Annotated in this window: 16 protein-coding genes; 11 read left to right on the top strand and 5 right to left on the bottom strand. The window is 73.6% G+C overall.

The window, feature by feature from the left end; genetic code table 11:
• Positions 1-3 precede the first annotated feature (3 nt).
• The 4 genes from ACLQ2W_RS14665 to ACLQ2W_RS14650 are packed head-to-tail and all read left to right on the top strand — an operon-like array spanning position 4 to position 4,635.
• Positions 4-234, top strand: coding sequence for a hypothetical protein (locus tag ACLQ2W_RS14665; RefSeq protein ID WP_425786879.1), 231 nt, complete (start codon positions 4-6; stop codon positions 232-234).
• A 3-nt stretch (positions 235-237) separates the two neighbouring features.
• Complete coding sequence (locus ACLQ2W_RS14660; RefSeq protein WP_405090019.1) at positions 238-1,596, top strand: ATP-grasp domain-containing protein; 1,359 nt, start codon at positions 238-240, stop codon at positions 1,594-1,596.
• A 37-nt stretch (positions 1,597-1,633) separates the two neighbouring features.
• Positions 1,634-3,397: a carbamoyltransferase family protein gene (locus tag ACLQ2W_RS14655; RefSeq protein WP_425786878.1), complete on the top strand. Its 1,764-nt coding sequence runs from the start codon at positions 1,634-1,636 to the stop codon at positions 3,395-3,397.
• The gene (locus ACLQ2W_RS14650; protein ID WP_425786877.1) at positions 3,394-4,635 is read left to right on the top strand and encodes an MFS transporter; all 1,242 of its coding nucleotides are present in this window, start codon (positions 3,394-3,396) and stop codon (positions 4,633-4,635) included. The genes ACLQ2W_RS14655 and ACLQ2W_RS14650 overlap by 4 nt, the downstream gene beginning before the upstream one ends.
• A gap of 4 nt (positions 4,636-4,639) precedes the next feature.
• Here the strand turns inward: ACLQ2W_RS14650 and ACLQ2W_RS14645 are convergent, their stop codons facing one another.
• Together ACLQ2W_RS14645 and ACLQ2W_RS14640 are read right to left on the bottom strand one after the other, a co-directional pair.
• On the bottom strand, positions 4,640-6,094 hold the full coding sequence (locus ACLQ2W_RS14645; RefSeq protein ID WP_425786876.1) for a radical SAM protein: 1,455 nt from the start codon (positions 6,092-6,094) through the stop codon (positions 4,640-4,642).
• Positions 6,094-8,850 (bottom strand): glycosyltransferase, encoded by a 2,757-nt coding sequence (locus ACLQ2W_RS14640; protein ID WP_425786875.1) that lies wholly within the window; start codon positions 8,848-8,850, stop codon positions 6,094-6,096. Before ACLQ2W_RS14640 ends, ACLQ2W_RS14645 begins: the two co-directional genes overlap by 1 nt.
• Positions 8,851-9,113: 263 nt before the next feature.
• Between ACLQ2W_RS14640 and ACLQ2W_RS14635 the strand changes: the two genes are divergently transcribed.
• Entirely contained in the window at positions 9,114-11,543 is a 2,430-nt protein-coding gene (locus tag ACLQ2W_RS14635) for an ATP-binding protein (RefSeq protein WP_425786874.1), read from the top strand.
• Between the two features lie 73 nt (positions 11,544-11,616).
• Here ACLQ2W_RS14635 and ACLQ2W_RS14630 read toward each other — a convergent pair whose 3' ends face one another.
• Together ACLQ2W_RS14630 and ACLQ2W_RS14625 are read right to left on the bottom strand one after the other, a co-directional pair.
• Positions 11,617-13,131: a cellulose binding domain-containing protein gene (locus tag ACLQ2W_RS14630; protein ID WP_425786873.1), complete on the bottom strand. Its 1,515-nt coding sequence runs from the start codon at positions 13,129-13,131 to the stop codon at positions 11,617-11,619.
• A 56-nt stretch (positions 13,132-13,187) separates the two neighbouring features.
• Positions 13,188-14,174, bottom strand: coding sequence for a TIGR01777 family oxidoreductase (locus ACLQ2W_RS14625; protein ID WP_425786872.1), 987 nt, complete (start codon positions 14,172-14,174; stop codon positions 13,188-13,190).
• Between the two features lie 124 nt (positions 14,175-14,298).
• On the opposite strand from ACLQ2W_RS14625, the gene ACLQ2W_RS14620 reads away from it, so the two are divergent.
• From ACLQ2W_RS14620 to ACLQ2W_RS14595, 6 genes are all read left to right on the top strand, one after another.
• Positions 14,299-15,477 (top strand): cellulose binding domain-containing protein, encoded by a 1,179-nt coding sequence (locus ACLQ2W_RS14620; RefSeq protein ID WP_425786871.1) that lies wholly within the window; start codon positions 14,299-14,301, stop codon positions 15,475-15,477.
• A gap of 11 nt (positions 15,478-15,488) precedes the next feature.
• Positions 15,489-16,631, top strand: a complete 1,143-nt coding sequence (locus ACLQ2W_RS14615) for a glycoside hydrolase family 53 protein (RefSeq protein ID WP_425786870.1) — start codon at positions 15,489-15,491, stop codon at positions 16,629-16,631.
• A gap of 298 nt (positions 16,632-16,929) precedes the next feature.
• A complete protein-coding gene (locus tag ACLQ2W_RS14610; RefSeq protein ID WP_425786869.1) occupies positions 16,930-18,150 on the top strand; it encodes a cytochrome P450 in 1,221 nt (406 codons plus the stop codon).
• The gene (locus tag ACLQ2W_RS14605) at positions 18,147-18,377 is read left to right on the top strand and encodes a ferredoxin (protein WP_425786868.1); all 231 of its coding nucleotides are present in this window, start codon (positions 18,147-18,149) and stop codon (positions 18,375-18,377) included. Before ACLQ2W_RS14610 ends, ACLQ2W_RS14605 begins: the two co-directional genes overlap by 4 nt.
• Before the next feature lie 108 nt (positions 18,378-18,485).
• Entirely contained in the window at positions 18,486-18,863 is a 378-nt protein-coding gene (locus tag ACLQ2W_RS14600; RefSeq protein ID WP_425786867.1) for a UBP-type zinc finger domain-containing protein, read from the top strand.
• Positions 18,864-19,121: 258 nt separating this feature from the next.
• Complete coding sequence (locus ACLQ2W_RS14595; RefSeq protein WP_425786866.1) at positions 19,122-19,676, top strand: murein hydrolase activator EnvC family protein; 555 nt, start codon at positions 19,122-19,124, stop codon at positions 19,674-19,676.
• A gap of 33 nt (positions 19,677-19,709) precedes the next feature.
• Here ACLQ2W_RS14595 and ACLQ2W_RS14590 read toward each other — a convergent pair whose 3' ends face one another.
• Positions 19,710-21,878, bottom strand: coding sequence for a BTAD domain-containing putative transcriptional regulator (locus tag ACLQ2W_RS14590; RefSeq protein WP_425786864.1), 2,169 nt, complete (start codon positions 21,876-21,878; stop codon positions 19,710-19,712).
• Between the last annotated feature and the right edge of the window lie 197 nt (positions 21,879-22,075).

The following is a 22,075-nucleotide window of genomic DNA, read 5'->3' as shown; positions in this document are numbered from 1 at the left end:
ACGGTGGCGGTGCACGCCGGGCCGGTCACCGCCGAGCGGGACGCGGTGCTGTGCCTGCTGGAAGCGGTGGAGGTGCTGCTGCCCCTGCTCGGGCCGGCGCCGCGGCGCCCCAGCCGCGAGGACCTGCACACCATCGACGGACAACTGCGGGCCATGCGGACGTCCCTGCGTACCCATCTCTGGCAGACGCCGACCGGCTTCTCCCGGTCGGCCCCCCGCGAACAGGAGCGATGACGCATGCAACCAGTGACCCTGCTGGTGTACGGCAAGGGCGGCCCGGCGCTGGAGTACCTGCTGCCCAGGCTGACCAGTCGGGCCATCGTCGACGTGCTGCTGGTCGGCGAGCCCCAGCCCTGGCAACGCGAACTCCTGTTCCGGCTGTGCCGCCGGCTCCACCACGCCCGGCCGGACGCCCCGCTGGCCGACGAGATCGTCGCGCACGCCACGGCCGTCCGCGCCGACGCCGTGCTCACCTTCTCCGAGTACTGCGTGGTGCCCACCGCGGCGGCCTGCCGGCGGCTCGGCCTGCCCGGGCCCGGTCCGGGCGCGGCGACCTCCCGCAACAAGCTGCTCATGCGTCGCGCCTGGGCGGCGGCCGGGGTGCCGAACCCGGCGTTCCGCCCGGTCGACTCGCTCGACGACCTGACCGCGGCCTGCGCCGAGCTGGCCGGCCCGGTGATCGTCAAGTCGGTGCTGGGCGCCGGCTCGATCGGGCAGGCCACGATCCAGCCGGGCGACGACGTCGAACCGGTGTGGCGGGAACTCGCGGCGGCCGTCGACGCCGCGAGGAGATCGGGCATGTACGAGCACGGCAGCTCCAGCGGACCCCGGTTCCTGGCCGAGGAGGTCATCGAGTCGAGCACCGACGGCTGGTACACCGAACCGGGCTTCGGCGACTACCTCAGCGTCGAAGGGCTGGTGACCGGCGGCACCTACCACCCCCTGGCGATCACCGCGCGGCTGCCCACGATCCCGGTGTACGTGGAGCTGAGCAACCAGGCGCCGTGCGTGCTGGCGCCGGAGCTGCAACAGCGCATCGCGGACGTCGCCCGCCGCGCCGTCGACGCGCTGGACCTGGACACCTGCGCCACCCACACCGAGTTCAAACTGATGGCCGACGGCACGGTGCGGTTGCTGGAGTCGGCGGCCCGCGCCGGCGGTGCGGCGGTCACCCGGGAGCTGCTCGAGGTCTACGGCGTCGACCTCGTCGCCCTCCAGCACGCCGCCGCGCTCGGCGACCGGCCCGAGCTGCCGGGGCGGCTGCTCCTGCCCTCGGACGCCACCTGCGCCGCCGCGTCCCTCTCGGTCATCGCGTCCGACTCGGCGGGCAAGCCCTGGCCCGTCCTGCCGCCGTTCGACCCCGACCGGGTCGACTGGTCGTCGCTCGTGTCGCCCGCCACCAGCGTCGAGCTGGTGCGCGGCCAGTCCCAGGAGCCGGGCAGCCCGATGCCCCGCTACCACCCGAACACCGGCGTGCTGGGCTATGCCGGCCTGCTCTTCCTGCGGACCACCGACCCGCTGACGCTGCGCGACGACGCGGTCCGCATCCTCGACGGCCTCGCCGAGGCGATGGACCGCTGCCGCACGACGCCCTGACCAGCCCGCACCGCTCCGACTTAGGAAATGGAGTCCGATGTCTCTCGTGCTCGGTCTGAACCTCAGCCACGACCGCTCCGCCTGCCTGGTTCGCGACGGCGAGATCGCCGTCGCCGTCGAGGAGGAGCGCCTGGACCGCATCAAGCACTCCGAGGGCTTCCTCGTGCAGGGCCACTTCGAACGCATCACCAAGACCCTGCCGATGAAGGCGATCGCCTACTGCCTCGACGCGGTCGGCGCCGGGATCGACGACGTGGACCTCGTGGTCGGCAACCGACCCCTCGGCGACGGCGCCGTCCACCGCATCCTGCGCGAGCTGCCCATCAAGGACAAGAGCAAGGTCCGCGCGCTGCCGCTGCCCGGCCACCACCGCGCCCACGCCGCCGTCGCCTACCACCCGTCCGGGTACGACGAGGCGGCCGTGCTCGTCGTGGACCAGGCCGGCGCCCGGTTCCCGGACGGCACCATCGAGAAGCACACCCTCTTCCGGGGCGACGGCGACCGGTTGGCGCCGGTGACCGCCTGCCGCTACCCGGCCGACTACTCCGACCTGAGCCTCGGCCTGTTCTACGACTTCTTCACCGCCCGGCTGGGCTTCGTCACCCGGTACGGCACCCCCGACTTCGGGGTGTTCGGCTGCGGCGGCTATCCCGAGGCGGGGAAGACCATGGGGCTGGCGCCCTACGGTCGGCCGCGTCCCGACTGGGGGCAGTGGCTGACGTTGGACGGGTTCGACATCCGCTCCGCCCAGAAGGATCTCGAGGACATCTGGCAACGGCTGCTCGCCGAGGACGGCGCCGACTACGACCCGGCCGACCCGCTGCGCTGGCAGTCGCCGTTCGCGGAGGACGTCGCCCACCACGTGCAGGCCGAGCTGGAGCGGGCGATGCTGCACCTCGCCGGCGTGGCGCACGAGCTGACCGGCTCGGACAACCTCTGCATGGCCGGTGGCGTCATGCTCAACTCGGTCGCCAACGAGCGGGTACGCACCGAGTCGCCGTTCCGTGACCTCTTCATCCCGCCGGCGGCCGGCGACTCGGGGGTCGCGATCGGCGCGGCCCTCTACGGCAGCGTCGAGCTGCTCGGCAACCGGCGTCCCTCGGTGATGCGGACGGCGTCGTTCGGCCGGGCGTACTCCCGGGACGAGGTGCTGGACGCGGTGCGCCGGGTCGCCGACCACACCGGGGTCGAGCTGACCCCGCGGGAGGCCGGCCCCCGGGACGTCGCCGAGCTGCTCGCCGCGCACCGGGTCGTGGGGTGGTTCAACGGCGGTTCCGAGATCGGCCCGCGCGCGCTGGGCAACCGCAGCATGCTGGCGGACCCCCGGCACCCCGCGATGCGCGACTACCTGAACAACGTGGTCAAGCACCGGGAGCCGTTCCGCCCGTACGCCCCGTCCGCGCTCGCCGAGCACGCGGGGGAGTGGTTCGACTTCACCGGTGACAGCAACTTCATGCTGCTCGTCCCGCAGGTCCTCGCGGCCCGCCGGGAGAGCGTCCCCAGCATCACGCACGTCGACGGCACCGCCCGCCTGCAGACGGTCTCGGCGGACGACAATCCGGCCTACCACGCGGTGATCTCCGCCTTCCACGAGCTGACCGGGGTGCCGATCGTGCTGAACACGTCGTACAACGACGCCGGGGAGCCGATCGTCGAGACACCGCTGCACGCGCTCTGCACCTTCGTCCGCACCGAACTCGACCACCTCTACCTCGACGGCATCCTGGTGTCCAAGGCCGGGCGAGAGCTCGGCGCGTCGCACCCGGCGCGCACCCCGCTGACGGGAGACTCTGCTCGGTGACTCTGCTTCCGGACACCGGTTCCGTGACCCGCCGCGAGCACCACCTGCGGCGGGTCCGCACCGGCTTCGTGCTCAGCCAGGTCTTCTTCGGCCTGGCGACCAGTCTGTTCGACATGTACTACGCCCTGTTCCTGGGGCAGGTGGGCATCCCACCGGCCGGCGCGGGGCAGGTCTTCTCGGTCGGCTTCACCGTGATGGCGGTGATCGTGCTGCCGCTGAGCGCCTTCACCGACCGGCTCGGTCTGGAACCGATGATGCTGCTCAGCAGCTTCGGTTTCGCCGGCACGATGCTGGCGATCCCGTTCGTCGACAGCCTCTCCGCCCACCTGCTGCTGTTCGGTCTCAACAGCGTCTGCTCGGCCCTGATGCTGGTCAGCGTCAACGCCGTGCTCGCCTCGGCCATCCACGACGAGCAGGAACGCTTCGCGCTGTTCCGCACCGGCTTCGTCGCCTTCCTGACCGCCTCCGCGGTCGGCAACGTGGCCGGCGTGCTGCTCGCCCGCGTCGGCGCGGAGACCGCCGGCTGGTACCGCTTCGACCTGCTGTGTTCCGCCGTCCTGGCGGTGCTGATCGGCGTGGCCCGCATCGCGATGTGGCGCCGCGACGCCGGGCCGGCCGTCGTGCCCGGCGAGCCCCGCCCCCCGGTGCTGCCGGCGCTGCGCGCCAACGCCGGTCACCTCGCCGGCCTGTTCGTCCTCGCCGTCCTCGTCGGCGGCGCCGGTGTCCTCGCCATCCGCTTCATCAACCTGGTGGCCGTCAACTACCTGCACCTGGCCACCGAGTCGCTGGGCTGGCTCCTGGTCGCGGACCGCCTGGCCAGCGTCCTGGGCATCTTCGTCCTGTTCCCGCTGATGAAGCGCGGCGGCGCCCTCCGGGTGGCCGGCTTCGCCATGATCGCGGCCCTGTTCCTGCAGATCCTGAGCGCCACCGCCGGCACGGCCGGCTTCTTCGTGCTCTGGTACCTGCTGCGCCAGGGGGCGCACTACGCCCAGATGCCGGTCCTCGACAACCTCGCCAACAGCCGGGCCGCGCAGGGCACCCGCGCGTTCGTCAACGGGGTCCAGCGGATGGGCATCTTCGCCGGCAGCGCCGCGGCCTCCCTCGCCTACGGGACCCTGATGTCCGCCGGCCGCTACCGGGGGGCCGTCGTCCTCTCCGGCGTGCTCTCCCTCCTGGCCGGGGTGACGTACCTGGTCCAGTCGCACGTCGGGCTCCGCCGTCGAGGCGCGGATCAGTGAGGCGTTACCCGAACTCGGTGTGCATGATGGCTTCCACCAGGACCTCGCCGGTGGACGTCAGCGTGACGGAGCCGGCGTCGCGTTCCGTGGTGAGCAGGCCGCGGCGCTCCAGGGCGGCGAAGGCGCTGCCCCACGGCTCGTCGAACAGCGACCGGCCCTCGAACCGTTCCCGGTGCAGGCCGTCCCGCAGCGGTTGCAGCGTCGACAGGGCCATCTTGATCGAGCGGGACTCGGTGGCCAGTGGCCCGAACCGGGTGGCCGAGGCCAGCGGCAGCACGCCGGCCTCCACCGCCTCGACGTAACGCCGCTCGTTGACCTCGGTCATCGCCTCCGAGCGCCGGCAACTGGAGCTGCCGCCCAGGCCGATGGCGACCTCGGCGTCCTGCCGGTCCTGGTCCACCATGATGGCCTTCCACAACTCCGGGGCGTGCCCGGCCCGGTGGAAGTACATGGTCGGGTGCTCCCGGTAGCCCGCCGCGGTCAACCCACCGGCCAGCACGTCGCGCATCTGGTACTGCTCGCCGAGCGTGGGCCAGTGGTGGCCGGCGGCGGCGAGCCGGTCCCGGTAGCCGGTGAACTGCCAGGCGGCGGGCCGGTCACCGGCGACACCGGTGCGGGTGTCGGCGTACGAGCGCAGGTGCAGCTTGGTGCAGACCAGGCCGGGCACCTCGTACTCCCGAACGGTGTCGAGGTCACGCCGCACGCTGTCGACGGTCTGGTCGAGCAGTCCGTACATCAGGTCGACGGTCACCCAGTCGAAGCCGAGCCGGCGGGTGTTCGCCAGGAAGGCCCGGCACTCGACGGCCTCGTGCTCCCGCCCGGACAGCCGCAGCACCGGGTCGTCGAACGACTGCACCCCGCAGGACAGCTTGCGGCAGCCCTGCTCCAGCAGGAACTCCAACAGCGGCTCGGTGAAGGTGGTCGGGTCGCCCTCGAACCGGATGGCGGTGTCCGGGGCGAAGGCGAAGTTGGCGCGGTAGAAGTCGAGCAGCCGGGCCACCGCGTCGAGCGACATCAGGGACGGGGTGCCGCCGAAGACGTTGAACTCGCCGATCGGCGCGTCGCGGAGGTTCGGCACCCGGTCGAGCCAGAGCTGGGCCTCCCGGATGTTGAGGTCGACCCACCGGTCCACCTTCGCCCGGGTGACCGTCGGGTCGCCCTTCACCAGCACCACCGGGTACTGGCAGAACCGGCACCGGTAGCTGCAGGTCGGGATGTAGGACCACAGGTGGATGGACCGGGTGTTCGCCAGTTGCGCGTTCAGGTCGTCGAGGAAGGAGTCCACGGGGGCGTCCGGGATGTCGCCGGGGAAGACGTGCGACCCGAACGGGTCGAGGGCGACGTACTCGAGCAGCCGGCGGTTCTCCGGTGCGGCGAGCACGTCCACGACGGCGGGCCGCGGATGGTCGGGGTCGAGGTGGGACAGCGAGGCCAGCGCGTCCTCGTAGGCGTCGCTCATCAGAACACCCCTCCGTTGCCGAAGTAGTCGTGTGCCGCGCCGGATTCGCGGTCCTCGCAGTAGTGGCGGACGAAGTCGCGGAACCGCCCGGGATCGCCCTCCTCCCGGATCTCCTGGAGGCAGTCCGGCAGCGGTGGCGGATATCCGATGTCCGGCCCGACCGTGGCGCGGAGCCGGGCGAACAACTCCGCCGCGAACTCGAAGTAGAGCCGGAAGCTGGGGGACTTGTAGGAGTGGATGGGGACGAAGTCGATCAGCCGACTCTCGGCCCTGATCTCGGCGATGCGTCGCGCCAGCCGGTCCGCCAGCGCGGGCGTGAAGAACTCGATCACCGCGCGTTCGTCGAGCAGGGCCGGGGTCAGCAGCACCGGAAGGATCATGTTCTTCGGCACGAAGTCCTTGATCGAGAACTCCCAGGCCTGGACCGCCTCGTCCTCGGTGAGGTCGACGGCCGGGGAGTGGGCGGCGTCCGGGCGGATGTCGCGCATGGTGATGATGCCGCCGGCGCCGTACGCCCGCCCGGCGATCACCTCGTCGATCGCGTGGTCGACCCGGCGCGGGTTGATCTCCACCCGGGACCGGGGCACGTACGTGATGTCGTCACCGCTGGCCCGGACCAGGATGCCGAAGTCCCAGTCGTCGGAGAGGTGGTTGACGAACCGGCCGTCCTTGACCTGGTAGGACAGCTCGATGCCGCCCACCCGCTCGTAGGCCTGCCGCTCCACCGCGAATCCCTTGCCGTCGGGGAAGCCGCCGAACAGGCCGAACGTCACCGCCCGGCACCGCAGCGTCCGGTCGATCGCGTCCCAGAGCAACGGCCGGTCGGCGAAGTGTTCCCGGTCGTAGTGGTAGTCGCAGACCCCGATCGCGGCCTTGCCGCCGTCCATCGCCGTCAGCAGCGCCGACAACCAGTGCCTGTCGACGCGGCAGTCGGCGTCCGCCGAGACGAGGTAGAACGGGGGCAGGCCGGTGTCGGCCGCGTCGCGCCGGCGGGCCCGCTCGGCGGCGAGGTCCATGCCGGCCTTCCGGGCGCACGACACGCCCTGCGCGGACTCCCCGATGACGTGCACGCGCAACCCCGGGTGGGCGGCGGCCAGTCGGCGGGCCCGGGCCACGGTGTCGTCGGTCGAGTTGTTGTCGATAAGCAGCACGTCGAACAGCGCCCGGTCGAGGGGGCCGTCGGGCCCGCGCTGGCCGGCCAGCGACCCGAGCACCGCGGCGAGGTTGGTCGCCTCGTTGAGCACCGGCAGGACGACCGTCATCCGGGTTTCCGCCGTCAGGGCGGGCACGGCGGCCCGCCCGGCCCGGCCGTACACCTCGGGGGCCGCCGGCCCGGGCCGCGGGACGGGCGCCGGCGCGGCGCCGAGCAACTCGTCCACCAGCTCCGCGGCCCGGTTGGCGGCGAAGTAGCGCTTGCCGCGGGCGTGGTTGAACGCCGCCACCCGGCGGTGCAGGACCGGATTGGTGAGCAGCTCGGCGACCTCGGCGACGAAGGCGTCGGTGATCGGCGCCTCATCGGTGGGGGACACGTCGAGCACCGGCGCGTGCAGCCCCTTGCTGCCGTACACGGCGTCGTACATCTCGTAGCGGGTGGTCAGGTAGGGCACCCCGGAGGCGATCGACTCACCGATCGGGTTCCCGTAGCTCTCGTAGTCGTACGAGGTCAGGAACGACGTCAGGTCGGCCTGCGCGAGGAGGTCCGCCACCGTGTGGCCGCGTTCCGGGCCGGGGGGCACGTCCCGGGGCGCCAGCCGGCCACCGAAGACCACCCGGTGGGCGACCTGCCGGTGTGCGGCGTACGCCCGCAGGGCCGCGGCCGTGGCCGGGTGTTCGGTGGGGTCGCCGGCGACGAACAGGTGGACCGGCCGGTCGACCCCTCGGTCGGCGAACCACCGGATCAGCCGGGCGAGCAGGTCGATGTCGCGGTCGATCCGCTTCTGCGGCACCAGCCGGGTGAAGCGCGCGATCACTGCCGCGTCGTCGGGGATCCCGTGGTGCGCCCGGAACCGGCGGTCGACCGGGTCCGGCTCCGCCGGCTCGAACCGGAACGAGTTGTGCAGCACGCGGATGTCCCGCAGGCCGGGGGACCAGTCCAGGGTGCGTCGGCGGGCCTGCTCGTGCAGGGCGAGGTAGCGGATGTGCGGCGAGTCGACCGGGCGCACCGCGTGCGGGTAGGGCGGCACGCCGTACTTCCCGCTGGCCGGCTCACTGGTCCACATCAGGTCGTGGTCACGCCACAGCACGTAGGTGCCCAGGCCCGTCTCCCGGCCGTACCGTTCGATGGCGCGGTACAGCGCCCGGGTGTACGCGACGTTCTCCGGCAGCGTGCCGTTCTCCACCACGACGGCCGTCACCGAGTGGCGACGCCAGGTGGCGACGATCCGGTCGGCGATCGCGTCGCTGACCGCGTCGGTCCGGGACGGCAGGGGCTCGCCGTGGCGTACCGCGTGCAGCGTGTCGCGGACGAACGCCGGGTCGTAGCCGGCGACGTCGGCGAGCCCGTCCACCCGGGTCAGCTCGATCCAGGACGGCAGGAATCGGGCCTCGTCGGTGTAGGGATCGAAGAAGCGGTTCTTGTCCTCCTTGATGTCGTACCCGATGTCCAGCAGCACGCGGTGGCCGCGTTGGCGGAACACGTCGGCGAGCTTGACGAACTCGACCACGACTCCGGACATCGGCGTGCCGTCGAAGGAGACACCCCAGAGGACGGCGGTCTTCGGCACGCTCGACAGTGGTGCGTCGAGGGGCAGGTGCATCCGGATCTCCCTTGTCCGAACGGCACGGACGGCGATCACGCCCCGCAGCGGTGGCGTTCCGCCGAGCCTACGACGACCCGCCGACCGACGCTCTGCGGTCGATCGGCCAGCAGGTGAACCAGTTTCCTAGGACGCGTTACGGGTGGTGCGCTGTCCGACATGGCAATGATCACACTCCGTCCACAATGCCCTGCGGAGGGTCACCACCGTGGGATCATCGATCCGCGTTACGTCACTGTGGGGCGTCGGGTGGTGGGGGGAGCATGCCGACAAGTCAGGTGCAGCGTGACCGGTTCGGGGCGGTGCTCAGGGCGTTCCGTCGGGAGCGCGGGCTGACCCAGGAGGAGCTGGCCGAGGCGGCCGGCTCCAGCGTCCGCGGCATCCGCGAGATGGAACGCGGTCGGGTCCGCAACCCGCAACGGCGCACGGTGGTGCTGCTCGCCGACGCGCTGCGGCTGGCCGGGGCGGATCGCGACCGCTTCGTCGCCCTGGCCCGGGCCGAGCGGCAGTCGTCCGACCGTCCGGTCGGGCCGGAGGACCACCCGGCGGTGGCCGTGCCCGGGGAACTTCCGGCGCCCCTGCCGGACCTGGCCGGCCGCGCGGAGATCCTGGACCGACTCGCGACGCTGGCCGCCGACGTCGTCGCCGGGCGGCCGGACACCGCCTCGGTGGTGGTGGTGCACGGCCCGCCGGGGATCGGCAAGACCAGCCTCGCCGTCGCGGCCGGACAACGACTCGGTCCGGCCTTCGCCGGCGGGCAGCTCTTCGTCGACCTGCGGGGCGGCCCACCGGCCGGGCCGGTCGACCCGGCCGAGGCGCTGGCCGGGTTGCTGCGGTCGCTCGGGGTGCCGGACAGCCGGGTACCGGTGTCACCGGCCGAACGGGGTGGCCTGTTCCGCACCCTTTCGCGGGACCGGCCGCTGCTGCTGGTCCTGGACGACGCCGCGGACGAGGCCCAGGTGCGTCCGCTGCTGCCGGCCGGGCACCGGTGTCTCGTGCTGGTCACCTGCCGGCGTCCGCTGACCGGTCTGGCCGGCGCGGTCCGGCAGCCGCTCGACCTGCTTTCGCCGGCGGCCGGTCGACTGCTGCTCACGGCGATCGTCGGCGCCGACCGGATCGCCGCCGAGCCGGCCGCCGCGGATCAACTCGTCAAGCTCTGCGGCCGGCTGCCGCTGGCCCTCCGGATCGCCGGCAACCGCCTCGCCAGCCGACCGGAGTGGACGGTCGGCCGGCTCGTCGACCTGCTCCACGACCAGCGTCGGCGACTGACCGTGCTGACCGCCGGTGACCTGGACGTCCGGTCCGCGTTCGAGGTCTCCTACCGGCAACTGGACCCGATGACCGCACGGGTGTTCCGACGTGCCTCGCTGATTCCCGGCGCCGACTTCGCCGCCGCGCTGGTCGCCGCCGTGGCCGGCGCCGACGAGGAGACCGCGTCGGCGGCGTTGGAGGAGCTGGTCGAGGCCGGGGTGCTCCTGACCGTGGGGGACCGCTACCAGTTCCACGACCTGGTTCGGCTCTACGCCTCCGAGCGCCTCGACGCCGAGGAGCACCGGGGCTCCCGGACCAGGGCGCACGACCGGATGGTCGACTGGCTGCTGTGGCGTACCCGGCAGGCCGGTGCGATGTTCGAACCGGTCGCCCGCCGGGCCGACTCGGAGTTCGACGACGACCGGGAGGCGGCGTACTGGCTGGACCGGGAGTCCGGCAACTGGCTGGCGGCGCTGCGCGACGCGTCCCGGCGCGGACGGCACGCCGACGTGGTCGCGGTCGCCCGGGCGTTGCACTGGTATTCCGACGCCAACAGCCACCGGCACTCCTGGGACGAGATCTTCTCGCTGGGCCTGGCCGCGGCCCAGGCCGCCGGCAGTCCGCACGACGAGGCCGTGCTCCTGAACTTCCTGGGGTGGGCCCGGTACTTCTGCCGGGACCGCAACAGCGACGGGCTGGTCGCCTTCGGCCGGGCGCTGGACCTGGCCCGGCGGATCGGGGACCGCCGCGAGGAGGCGTGGGCGCTCACCTACATCGCGGCGATCCAGGTCCGGACCGGGCACGGCGGGCCGGCCATCGACCACAGCCACCGGGCCGTCGGCCTGTTCCGCGAGATCGGGTACGCGCTCGGCGAGTACAGCGCGGCGAGCGTGCAGGGCGCCGCGCTGGCCGCGCTCGGCCGGTTCGCCGAGGCGGCCGGGGTGCACCGCGAGGTGCTGGCGTTCTACGGCCGGGGCAACGGTCTCAGCCGTACCGGCGCGGCGGTGGCCCGGGCCGGCGCGATGATGAGCCTGGGGGCGGACCTGGCCGGGATGGGTCGGTGGCGGGACGCCGCCGACCAGTACGACCGTGCCCGCCGGGTGTTCCAGCGGTGCGGCGCGACGTTCAGCGAGGCCAACGCCGTGCACCGGTACGGGCTCGCGCTTCAGGCGTTGGGCGGGGCGAAGGCGGCGGCCGACGCGCTGCGGGCGGCGTTGGCCCTGTACGCCGCGCTGTCCTGCCCGTGGTGGGAGGCGCAGACGCTGCACGCGCTCGCGGTCCTGGCCGACGCGAACCCGGACCTGGGCGACGACGCCGGCGGGCTGCGTCGGCGGGCGCTCGACAGGTGCGGCGAACTGGACGCCCCCGAGGTGCGGACGCTGCGCGCCACGCTGCGCCGGGAACTGGTGCAGGGCCTGGTGCGGCGGAACCGGCCGGCCTGAGCGGACCGGGCCGGGCCGGCACGACGGCCGGGCCCCGCCGACGGTGCGGCGGGGCCCGGGTCGGTGGACGAGGTCAGTTGCAGGTGGTGCCGTTGAGCGTGAACGGCGCCGGCACGGCGGGGGAGCCGTCGGCGGTGAAGCCGACGTTCACGGCGCCCCCGGTCGGGATGGCGGCGTTGTGCCCCTCGTTGGTGACGGTCACCGCCGGGCCGGTCTGCTGGAAGACGCCGTTCCAGTGGCCTTGGACGACCTGGCCGCCGGGGAAGGTCCAGCCCAGCGACCAGCCGTTCACGGCCGGGCCGTCGTTGTAGACGGTGACGCTGGCGGCGTATCCGGTGCTCCACGAGTTGGTGACGACGAAGGAGACCCGGCAGGTGCTGGGGCTCGCCGTCGCCGGCACGAGGTTGCCGTAGTCGTCGCGGGCGGTGGCGAAGTCCTGGAAGCCGAAGCCCGGGCCCGCCGACCGGGTGGTGGTGCCGGCGGCGAGCACGGTGCCGTCGGCGTTGACGGCGTAGACCGGACCGCCGCTGTCGCCGCCCCGGGCGGCCTCGTCGCCGTCGAGCTGGGTGGCCTCGACGAGGTCCTCGATGTCGTCGTAGTGGAATTCGACCCGCAGGTTGCAGACCGGGCCGCCGAGTTCGCCGGCGGAGGTGTACCCGGACTGGCACAGCAGTTGGCCGGGGAAGACCTCGGTCCAGCCGGCCACCCGGGCCCGGACCTCGTCGTGCTGGCCGCCGACGTAGATGTGGTCCCCCGGGGCGGACGTCGAAATGATCATCGTGTCGTGGTCGTCGTTGCTGTCGACCGCGTAGCCGACGAGCGTGCCGGTGCCGGTGGACGTGTTCCAGCCGACGTGCCAGGGCGAGCCGACGGCGCCGCAGTGCTCGGCGGTGAGGACGTAGCCGGCGTTGGTGTCCGCGTTGCGCACGCCGAAGCCGGCGGTGCACCCGGGGGTGGTGAACCCGATGCCCGCGCCGCCGTCGAACGGCGCGGCGTCGTTGGCCCGCGACCGGGGCACCATCCGGTCGCGGGCGACCACGCTGGTCCGGACGCCGGTGGCCGGCAGCTTCGGCAGCGCGGCGCCCGGGGTGCGGTCGACGGCGATCTCGATGCCGCTGCCGTCGGTGCGCAGTCGCACCGAGCGGCCGGCGCCCGCCGGGCCGGCCTCCACCACCGGGGTGAGTCGGGCGGCGGCCTTGCGCAGGTCGGCGCGGGACCAGGTGGCGTCGGCCACCTGGACCGGCGCGGTGCGGCGGGCGGCGGTGACGGCTGCCGTGACGTCGGCGGGTGGCGCGCCCTTCCACCACAGGGTGACGTGGTCGTCGACCAGGCCGATGCCGGCGTAGCCGCGGGCCGGCGTGCGCTCCACCGCGGTGCGGATGACGTTGGCGGCGTCGACGAGCGGGGCCTGGGCGACCATCCGGTCCACGGTCCGGGCCGGGATGACGTCGAGGATTGTCCTGGGGGTCCCGGCCGACTCCGGCCGGTCGGACGCCGCGTGTCCGGCGAGGGGTCCGGTGAGCGCCGTCGCGCCGATCACCGCTCCGGCGACCACCGTGCGGGCGATCGCTTTCCGAATGTGTGTCATGACGCCGAGTCAAGCAACGTCCGATGTGGGGAGACAGGCAGGACGTCCGGCAGGAGTCAACCTGCCGGGGAACGGCCGGTGCCGTCGGCCGTCGCCTCGCCCTGCCCCCGGCGACGCCGTCGTGCCAGCTCCCCGGCGGCGGCCGGCCAGTGGGGGTGGGTGAACGTGAACCCGGCGTCGGTGAGTCGTCCCGGGGTGACCCGCCGGCTCTTCAGCAGCAGTTCGGTGTCCGACCGGAGCGCGAACGCGCCGAGCTCCGCCATCCATCCGGTGGCGGGCAGGCCGACCGGCATCCGCCAGGCCGACCGGAGCGCGCGCATGAACTCCCGCTGCGGCAACGGGTGCGGCGCGGCCAGGTTCACCGCCCCGGCGAGGTCGTCGCGGGCGATCAGGAAGCGGACGGCGCGGACGAGGTCCCGGTCGTGGATCCAGGAGACGTACTGCCGGCCGCCGGCGACCGGCCCGCCGAGGCCGAGCCGTGCCAGCCGGCTCAGCACGTCGAACACGCCACCCCGGTCGGGGCTCATCACCATGGCCGACCGGAGTGCGACCCTGCGCGTGTGCGGGGTGGCCGCCTGTTCCTGCGCCGCCTCCCAGTTCCGCGCGATCTGGACGCTGTACGCCCAGTATCCGGGCACGCCGGGTTCGTCGCCGCCGATCAGGCCGGCGTGTTCGTCGTTGGCGGCGTCGAAGCGGTGCGCGTAGATCGTCGCGGTGCTCATCTGCAACCACACCCGGGGCGGTCGGGCCGCCCGGCCGATGGCCTCGCCGACCACCCGGGTGGACTCCACCCGGGACCTCATCATGGCGTCGAGGTTCGCGGCGGTGTACCGGCAGCTCACACTGCGCCCCGCCAGGTTGACGACCACGTCGCTGCCGTCGATCCGCTCGGCCCAGTCGCCGAGCGTGGCGCCGTCCCACCGGACCTGGCGCGGGCCCCGCGGCGAGCGGGTCAGCAGCACGACGTCGTGGCCCTCGGCGGTCAGCGCCCGATCCAGGATCGTGCCGACCTGCCCGGTGCCGCCAGGGATGACGACCCTCACGGTTCCTCCTCACCCGACAAGAGTTGAACATGTTCAACTCTATGGCGACGCGGCTGGACCGTCAAGATCGACCGAGGTGTGAGACACGTTGGCGATCATCGATGAATGACGGCATCGTCGAGGTATGACAGGCGTCCGCTCGTCCTCGCTGTTCCGCCGCCCACGACCGGGTCTGCCGATTGCCGTCGTGCTGTCGACGGCGGTGCTCGGCGCCGCACTGATCGCCGCCCCGACGGCTGACGCGGGCACCGTGGCGCCCGCCGCGTACGCCGGCGTCGCCCCGGCGCCCGGCGCGGCCCGGGTGCCCGCCGCGGAGTCGACCGGGCCGGCGGCGCCGACCACGGCGCCCAGCACGCCGAGCACCACGCCCTTCCCGCCGAGCGCGCCCACGAACCTGGCCGCCGGCGAGGTCCGGACCGGATCGGTCACCCTCACCTGGACGGCTGCCACGCCCGGCTGCTGCCCGGTCGCCGGCTACGACATCACCTACTACCAGGCGTTCGACGACGTCATCTACAGCGCCAGCGTCGGGGTGGTCACCACCACCACGATCACCAACTACCTTCGGCCCGGCCAGCAGTACTCCTTCCGGGTGGCTGCCCGCGACACCCTCGGACACCGCTCGATCTCGACGGACGCGCTGACCGTGGTCACCCCAGTGACGGACACCGGCCCGGACACCACCCCGCCGAGCGCCCCGCAGAACCTGACCGTCGGCGAGGTGACCGCGTCGACCGCCGCGCTGTCCTGGTCGCCGTCGACGGACGACGTCGGCGTGCTCGGCTACAACGTCTACCGGTTCGACGGCTGGTTCAGCTCGACGCTTGTCGCCACCGTGCCGGGTACGACGTACACGGCCTCGCTGCCCGCGTCGACGCCGCTGCGCAACCTGTACTACGTCCGGGCCCGGGACGCGGTGGGCAACGTGTCGATCGCGTCGAACACGGTCACCCTGCCCACGGCACCCACGCCGCCGCCCTCGACCTGCCGGGTGACCTACCGGAACCAGTCCGAGTGGCAGGGCGGCTTCGTGGCCACGGTGACGGTCCAGAACGTCGGGGCGGCGCCGATCGCCGGCTGGACGGTCACCTTCGGCTTCCCCGGCGACCAGCAGGTCACCTCGGGGTGGAACGCCACGGTCGGGCAGACCGGCGCCACCGTGACCGCCCGCGACGTCGACTGGAACCGCGTCCTCGCGCCGAACGGCTCGGCGACCTTCGGCATCCAGGGCCGGTGGAGCGCCAGCGACGCGCCGCCGACCGGCTTCACGCTGAACGGCGCCCCCTGCGCCGTCGGCTCGTGAGAGGAGGTCCCGTGAGCGCCCGTCCCGCCGTACCCCACCGCCGCCGCCCCGGCGCCCTGCTCACGGTCGCCGTGGCCGGCGTCCTCGCCGTCGCCACCACGCTCGGCGGCGTGCCCGCGCCCGCCGCCGCGGCGAACACGCTCGCCATGCGGGGCGCCGACGTCTCCTCGTTGCAGCGCAGCCTGGACCTGGGCGCGAGGTACTACGACGCCGGCGGTGTCGCCCGCGACCCCCTGGACATCCTGAAGTCCGTCGGCGTCAACTACGTCCGGCTGCGCGTCTGGAACAACCCGGCCAGCGGCTACAACAACAAGAGCCGGGTGCTGACCCAGGCGAGCGCGGCGCGGGCGAAGGGCCTGAAGGTGCTCATCGACTTCCACTACTCCGACACCTGGGCCGACCCCGGCAAGCAGTACAAGCCGGCCGCCTGGGCCGGCCACAGCCTGAGCCAGCTGCGGACCGACGTGTACGCCTTCACCTACGACGTCTGCGCCAGCCTCCGGGCGCAGGGCACCCCGCCGGACAGCGTGCAGATCGGCAACGAGATCAACGTCGGGATGCTGTGGAACGAGGGGAAGGTCGTCAACAACGACTTCGCGCCGCTGGCCGGCCTGCTGAAGCAGGGCTACCAGGCGACCAAGGCGTGCGGCGGCGACATCCCGGTGATGATCCACACCGCGGACGCCGACAGCAACGCCAACGCCCGCTGGTTCTACGACGGCATCCGCGCCCAGGGCGTGCAGTGGGACATCACCGCCCTGTCGTACTACTGCATGTGGCACGGCACGCTGGCGAACCTCTACCGGAACATCGTCGACCTGCGCGGTCGCTACGGCAAGCCGGTGGTGATCGTGGAGACCGCGTACCCGTTCACCCGCGACGACGCGGACGGCGAGCCGAACGCCGTCGGCGACGCGACCTGTGACGGCATCGCCGCGACCTGGGCCGGGCAGGCCCAGGAGTTCGACTGGGTGCAGAACACCGCGCGCAACGCCGGCGCCATCGGGGTCTTCTACTGGGAGCCGACCTGGTATGCCGTGCGCGGCAACGGCTGGGACCCGGCCGACATCAACGGCACCGGCAACCAGTGGGACAACATGGCCGTCTTCGACTGGTCCGGGCGGGTGAACCCGGGCGTACGCTGGACGCCCTGACCTGCCCTGACCGGTCACGCCGGCGACCGGCGCCCGCGGGCAGTGGCGCAGGTCGCAGCGGATCGGGACCCGGCTGCCGGCCGACCGAGTAGTCCGAGTAGTCCGAGCGTCCGCGACAAGCGTGCTGCCCCGGGCCGGGTCAGGCGCCGGCGCCGCCGTCCACGCCCACGCCCCGGTGCGGAGCGCACGCTGACCGCGCGCCGGGCCGCGACCGTGGGGATTGTGTCGACCATCATCGATGGGTAACGTGGCGCACCGATGTGACTACTCAACGCTGCAATCGGAGGTGGTCCATGTGATGGGTGCCGTGGAGGCGGAACTGCCGCTCTGGCCGCCGGTCAACCCCACCCGAGGTCCGTTCGCCCCGCTGGACGAGGCGGAACGCCAGCGTTACGCCGGCCCGGTGAGACGGGTGCGCCTGCCCACCGGGGCCGCGGCCTGGCTGGTCACCCGGCATGCCGACGTCCGCCAACTGCTGCGGCACCCCGCCTTCAGCGCCGACTTCAACCGCCCCGGCTTTCCGTTGCTGCGCCCGTTGCCGCCCCAGGAGGCCGAGGAGGGCAAGGGCATGTTCTTCCGGATGGACGGCACCGAGCACGCCCGGCTGCGCCGGATGCTCACCGCCGAGTTCATGATCAAGAATGTCCGTCGGATCGAGCCGCTGATCCGGCGTAGCGTCGACGAGTCGCTCGACGCCCTGGCCGCCGCCGGGCCCCCGGCCGATCTGGTGTCGACCTTCGCCCTGTCCCTGCCGTCCATGGTGATCTGCCACCTGCTCGGCGTCCCCTACGCCGACCACGACTTCTTCCAGGCCCGCAGCCGCTCTCTGCTCGATCAAGGGATGCCGCCGGAACGGCTCCGGCACGACTTCGGGGAGCTGCGTGACTACCTCCGGGCGCTGATCGACGCCAAGCGGGCCCGGCCCCAGGGGCCGGACGATCTGCTCGGCCGGCTGATCCGGGAACGGGTCGAGCCGGGGGAACTCGACGCGGACGAACTGGCCGGGATGGCGATGCTGCTGCTCGTCGCCGGTCACGAGACCACCGCCAACATGATCGGGCTGAGTGTCCTGCTGCTGACCCGGGAACCCGGCCGGTACGCGCTCCTGCGCGACGAGCCCGACCGGACGGCGGATCTGGTGGAGGAGCTGCTGCGTTACCTGAGCGTCCTGCGGGCCGGGGTGCTCCGGGTGGCCACCGAGGACGTCGAGATCGGCGGCCGGGCGATCCGGGCCGGCGAGGGCGTGATCGCCCTGATCGCCCTGGCCAACCGGGACGACGAGGTCTTCGACGACCCGGACCGGTTCGACCCGTACCGGCAGGCGCACCAGCAGGTGGCCTTCGGGTTCGGGGTGCACCAGTGCATCGGGCAGCCGCTGGCCCGCGCCGAGTTGCGCATCGCGCTGACGGGGCTGGCCCGCCGCTTTCCCGACCTGCGCGTGACGGCCGCCCCGGAGGAGTTGAGCACCCGGGACAACTCGATCGTCTTCGGTCTCGACGCGCTGCCGGTGACCTGGTGACCGCCGCCGGCGGCCCCGTCGGCGAGGAACGGACGGTGCGGGTGGAGGTGGACCGGGACGCCTGTTGCGGCTCGGGGAACTGCGTGCTCGCCGCGCCGGAGGTGTTCACCCAGGACGACGCGGACGGGCTGGTGCTGCTGCTGGCCGCCGCGCCGCCGGCGGAGTGCGCCGAGCGGGCGCGCCGCGCCGCCGACCTCTGCCCGGCCGGGGCGATCCGGGTCACCTGACGGTCGACCTCCACGGCGGGACCGGGCGACGCGCGGATGCACCGCCGGCCGGAAGGCGACATGATGCAGGCGGAGCACGCACGCGGTCACCAACCGGAAGGACCAATCGTGGACGACCAGCCCGAGCCGGCGTCGCCGGCCGAGACCGTGGCGATCGACCCGGCCGTGCCGCCCAGCGGATCGGGCTGCGTCGAGTGCGAGTCCACCGGCGGGTGGTGGTTCCACCTGCGCCGCTGCGCGGCCTGCGGGCACGTCGGCTGCTGCGACTCGTCGCCCGGCCAGCACGCGACCGTGCACGCGGCCATCACCGGCCACCCGATCGTGCGGAGCTTCGAGCCCGGCGAGTCGTGGTTCTGGGACTACTCCCGCGACCGGTTCCACGCGGGCGGGCCGGAGCTGGCCGAGCCGCACGCGCATCCGCTCGACCAGCCGGCCCCGGGTCCCGAGGGTCGGGTGCCGAGCGACTGGCAGACCCGGCTGCACTGAGCCGACCGGCGACGCGGGGGCGGCCGCCCGGTACTGCTCCGCTCCGGCCCGGCCGTCGACGACGGCCTGGTGCTCCCGCCACCGGCCGGCTGCCCGGCCCTCCACCTCCACCTTCTGACTGTCGGGTCCCTCGCCGCCGGGGGCCGGCGTCGGCGCGGGTCGCGGCCGGTGTAACGGCGATGAAACGGCCCTGTCGTTACTGTCCTGGTCCAGCGGCGCGCGCTTCGGAAACCCACCGTCTACGACAGGACTTCCTCCATGCGACGGACATTTCTCCGCGTACTCATGATCGCCGCCCTGGTGGCCGGCGGCCTCGGCCTCGGTGCGGGCGCCGCGCCGGCACCGGCCCTGGCGGCCTACGGTGCGGTCAAGTGGCCGGCGACCGGGGTGATCACCGGCAAGGTGGACGACCGGTGCCCCGGCTACGACAACCACGACGGCTACGACATCGCCGGCAACTACCGGTCGGTGATCTCGGCCGCCTACGCCGGGTCGGTGAGCTACATCGGCTGGGACGCCGGCGGCTACGGGAACTTCGTCATCATCACGCACACCAGCGGCTGGAGCACCCTCTACGGCCACCTCGACGGGTTCGTCTCCCGGATGCGGGTGGGGGAGTACTTCAACCGTGGTGACGGCATCGGCTACATGGGTTACACCGGCGGGGTCTCGCCGCCCGGCATCGGCGGCACGCACCTGCACTTCGAGATGCTGCGCTACGACTCGCCGCAGGTCTGGAACTCGGCCGGCACCTGTGGCCAGAGCGTGAGCCGGGGCAACTCGATCCCGTTCGACTTCGCCGGCCTGAACTGACCGGTGACCGTCCCGACGGCGGCGGGCGGGTGGTCACCCGCCCGCCGCCGTCACCTGTCGGGCGTCGCCCCGGCTGCCCACCGCGAGGTAGGTCCGCCGGGCGCGTGCCACGTCGCCGGCCAGCACCGCCTCCGCCGCCTGCCGCCACGGGGAATCGACGGGCGCGTGCCGGGCGAGGGCGCGCCCGTCGAGGCCCGCCTCGCGCAACGCCAACGGCAGGTCGACGCCGAAGCTGCTGGTGAGCGCCGCGCCGTGCACCTGGTCCAGCAACTCCTCCGCCGTCGCGGTGATGCGGGCGCGCGGCCGGCCCAGGGCGATCCGCACCCGGAGCCGCTGTACCAGCGCGGGGCCGAGCAGCGTCGCCCCGCCGTCGCGCCGCGCCAGGCGTTCCGCCGCGCCGGAGTGCCGGTCGGCGGCCGGCAGGTCGCCCTGGTGCAGGGCCAGACGCGACAGGACGACGTGCACCTCGGAGGCCATCCGGTGGTGGCGGTGCTCGCCGCGCAGGTAGCGGACGCCCGCGCCGCGCGCCGCGGTCCACCGGCCGCGCTGGAACGCCTCCCGCACCCGTTCGGCGACCAACCAGGGCACGTCGGCGGTCGCCTCCTGCCCGCGGATGCTCCCCACGGCCAGCTCCCGGTAGGTGGCCGCCGGGCCGAGCCGCGCCCGCCGGTCCTCGGCGTCGGCCAGCGCGACCCAGAGCGTCGGCGGCACCCAGCCGAGACGGTCCCGGTACGCCTGCGTGAGGTGGGCGAGTTCGGCGACCACGTCCGCGTCCCCGGCGGTCAGGTCGACGAGCGCCAGGTTGGCGCGGGCCCGCAGGTCCAGCGGCGTCAGGGACATCTGCCGGGCCCAGGCCAGCCCGAGCAGTCCCGCTCGCCGTGCCGGCCGGCCCCGGTCGCTGACCGCCAGGATCCCGCAGATGTTGACCAGGGCCGCCGCGCCGGCCGGATCGGGCGCGCGGTCGTCGATCAGGTCGACGGCCTCCGCCACCCGCCGCAGGGCGGAGTCGCCGTCGCCGGGGCGGAGCCAGAGCACCCGGGCCTGCCAGGACAGCGCCTCGGCGGCCTGGTGCCGCCGGTTCTCCCGGCGGAACAGCGTCGCCGCGCGGGCCAGCTCGTCGAGCCCCGCGCCGGTCTGGTGGTAGCGGACCTCGCCGAGCCGCAGCAACGCCTCGGCGCGGGAGGCCGGGTCCCCGCCGAGCCGCAGGGTGGCGGTGAGGCAGTGCGCCGCCCGCCGGTAGTCGCCCCGGTCGGCGATGTAGGCGCCGGCCTCGGTCAACGCCCGCAGCGCGGCCCGGCTCCCCGGCCCCGGCGACCGGTCGTCCGCGCCGGCCCGGATCACCTCGCGCGTCGGCGGCGAGCTTCCCGGCGGCTCGTCGTGGTCGAGGATCCGGCGGTACGTGCGCACCAGCGCGGTGCTCGGCTCCACCCCGAGGTCGTCGCGCAGCCGCCGGCGGAAGGCCCGATGGGCGGTGACGGCCTCGTCGTACCGGCCGGCGAGCGACAGCGCGCGCAGGTGCAGGTCGTGCACCCACTCGGCGGTGGGTTCCTGCGCGGCGAGGGCGGCCAGGTCGGGCAGGACCGTCCGGTGGTCGCCGAGCCGCAGGCGCGCGTCGAACGACATCCGCCGCAGTCCCCGCACCTCCTCGCCGACCGCCACGAGTTCGGGCCACCGGTCCGGATCCGACCAGACCCCCTCGCACGGCGCGCCGCGCACCAGCGCCGACGCGCGGTCGAGCAGGTCCACGGCCCGGGCCAGGTCCCCGCTCGCCTCGGCGCGACTGGCCCGGTCCCGGAGCTGGCGAAGGTCGGCGAGATCGCTGCTCCCCGGGCCGAGGTCCCACCGGTAGCCGTCGGCGGTGCGGCGCAGGCCGGCGTCGGCGTCGGGACCGGCGGTCCGTAGCCGCTGCCGGACCCGGTGCACGAGGACGCGGATCGCGCCGGGGTCCACGTCGTGCCGCTCGGGCCACACCCGGGCCGAGAGCGCGGGCAGCGGCACGCCGGCCGCGTACCGCAGCGCCAGCGCGGCCACGAGCGCCCGCTGTCGCGGGCCCGGCCCGAGCACGTCGGTCCCGGCGACCCGTACGTGCAGCGGGCCCAGGACCCCGCACCACAGCGGGGGACGTCTCCCGGGCTCGTCGCGCCCGTTCGTCGGATTCGGGTCGGGCCGGTCCCACGCCAGCCGCCCAGGGCCCCTGTCCATCGATGCACCTCGACGTCAAGTCTAGGCGTCGCCGGGGCCGGTCCCGACCCTTGACATGCGAACGCAGATTACCGAATAATGGATCGTAATTCGAGGGGGAGTACCCATCCCGCACCGGACGCGTCGGCCGTCAGGACGAGCCCGCCCACGGGCTCCGGCCACGCGGGCCGTCCGCACCCGTCGGGCGGCCAGGGGAG

It is taken from the genome of Micromonospora sp. DT227 (assembly GCF_049841835.1).
Classification (GTDB): Bacteria; Actinomycetota; Actinomycetes; order Mycobacteriales; family Micromonosporaceae; genus Micromonospora.
Note: the sequence above shows the minus strand (reverse complement) of the source record. Positions and strands in the feature narration are given on the sequence as shown.

Excerpts from the sequence above, each read along its gene's own strand:
- ACLQ2W_RS14660 (WP_405090019.1), top strand. The coding sequence starts at position 238 with ATGCAACCAGTGACCCTGCTGGTGTACGGCAAGGGCGGCCCGGCGCTG.
- ACLQ2W_RS14635 (WP_425786874.1), top strand. The coding sequence starts at position 9,114 with ATGCCGACAAGTCAGGTGCAGCGTGACCGGTTCGGGGCGGTGCTCAGG.
- ACLQ2W_RS14590 (WP_425786864.1), bottom strand. The coding sequence starts at position 21,878 with ATGGACAGGGGCCCTGGGCGGCTGGCGTGGGACCGGCCCGACCCGAAT.
- ACLQ2W_RS14595 (WP_425786866.1), top strand. The coding sequence starts at position 19,122 with ATGCGACGGACATTTCTCCGCGTACTCATGATCGCCGCCCTGGTGGCC.
- ACLQ2W_RS14620 (WP_425786871.1), top strand. The coding sequence starts at position 14,299 with ATGACAGGCGTCCGCTCGTCCTCGCTGTTCCGCCGCCCACGACCGGGT.
- ACLQ2W_RS14645 (WP_425786876.1), bottom strand. The coding sequence starts at position 6,094 with ATGAGCGACGCCTACGAGGACGCGCTGGCCTCGCTGTCCCACCTCGAC.
- ACLQ2W_RS14640 (WP_425786875.1), bottom strand. The coding sequence starts at position 8,850 with ATGCACCTGCCCCTCGACGCACCACTGTCGAGCGTGCCGAAGACCGCC.
- ACLQ2W_RS14610 (WP_425786869.1), top strand. The coding sequence starts at position 16,930 with ATGGGTGCCGTGGAGGCGGAACTGCCGCTCTGGCCGCCGGTCAACCCC.
- ACLQ2W_RS14655 (WP_425786878.1), top strand. The coding sequence starts at position 1,634 with ATGTCTCTCGTGCTCGGTCTGAACCTCAGCCACGACCGCTCCGCCTGC.
- ACLQ2W_RS14630 (WP_425786873.1), bottom strand. The coding sequence starts at position 13,131 with ATGACACACATTCGGAAAGCGATCGCCCGCACGGTGGTCGCCGGAGCG.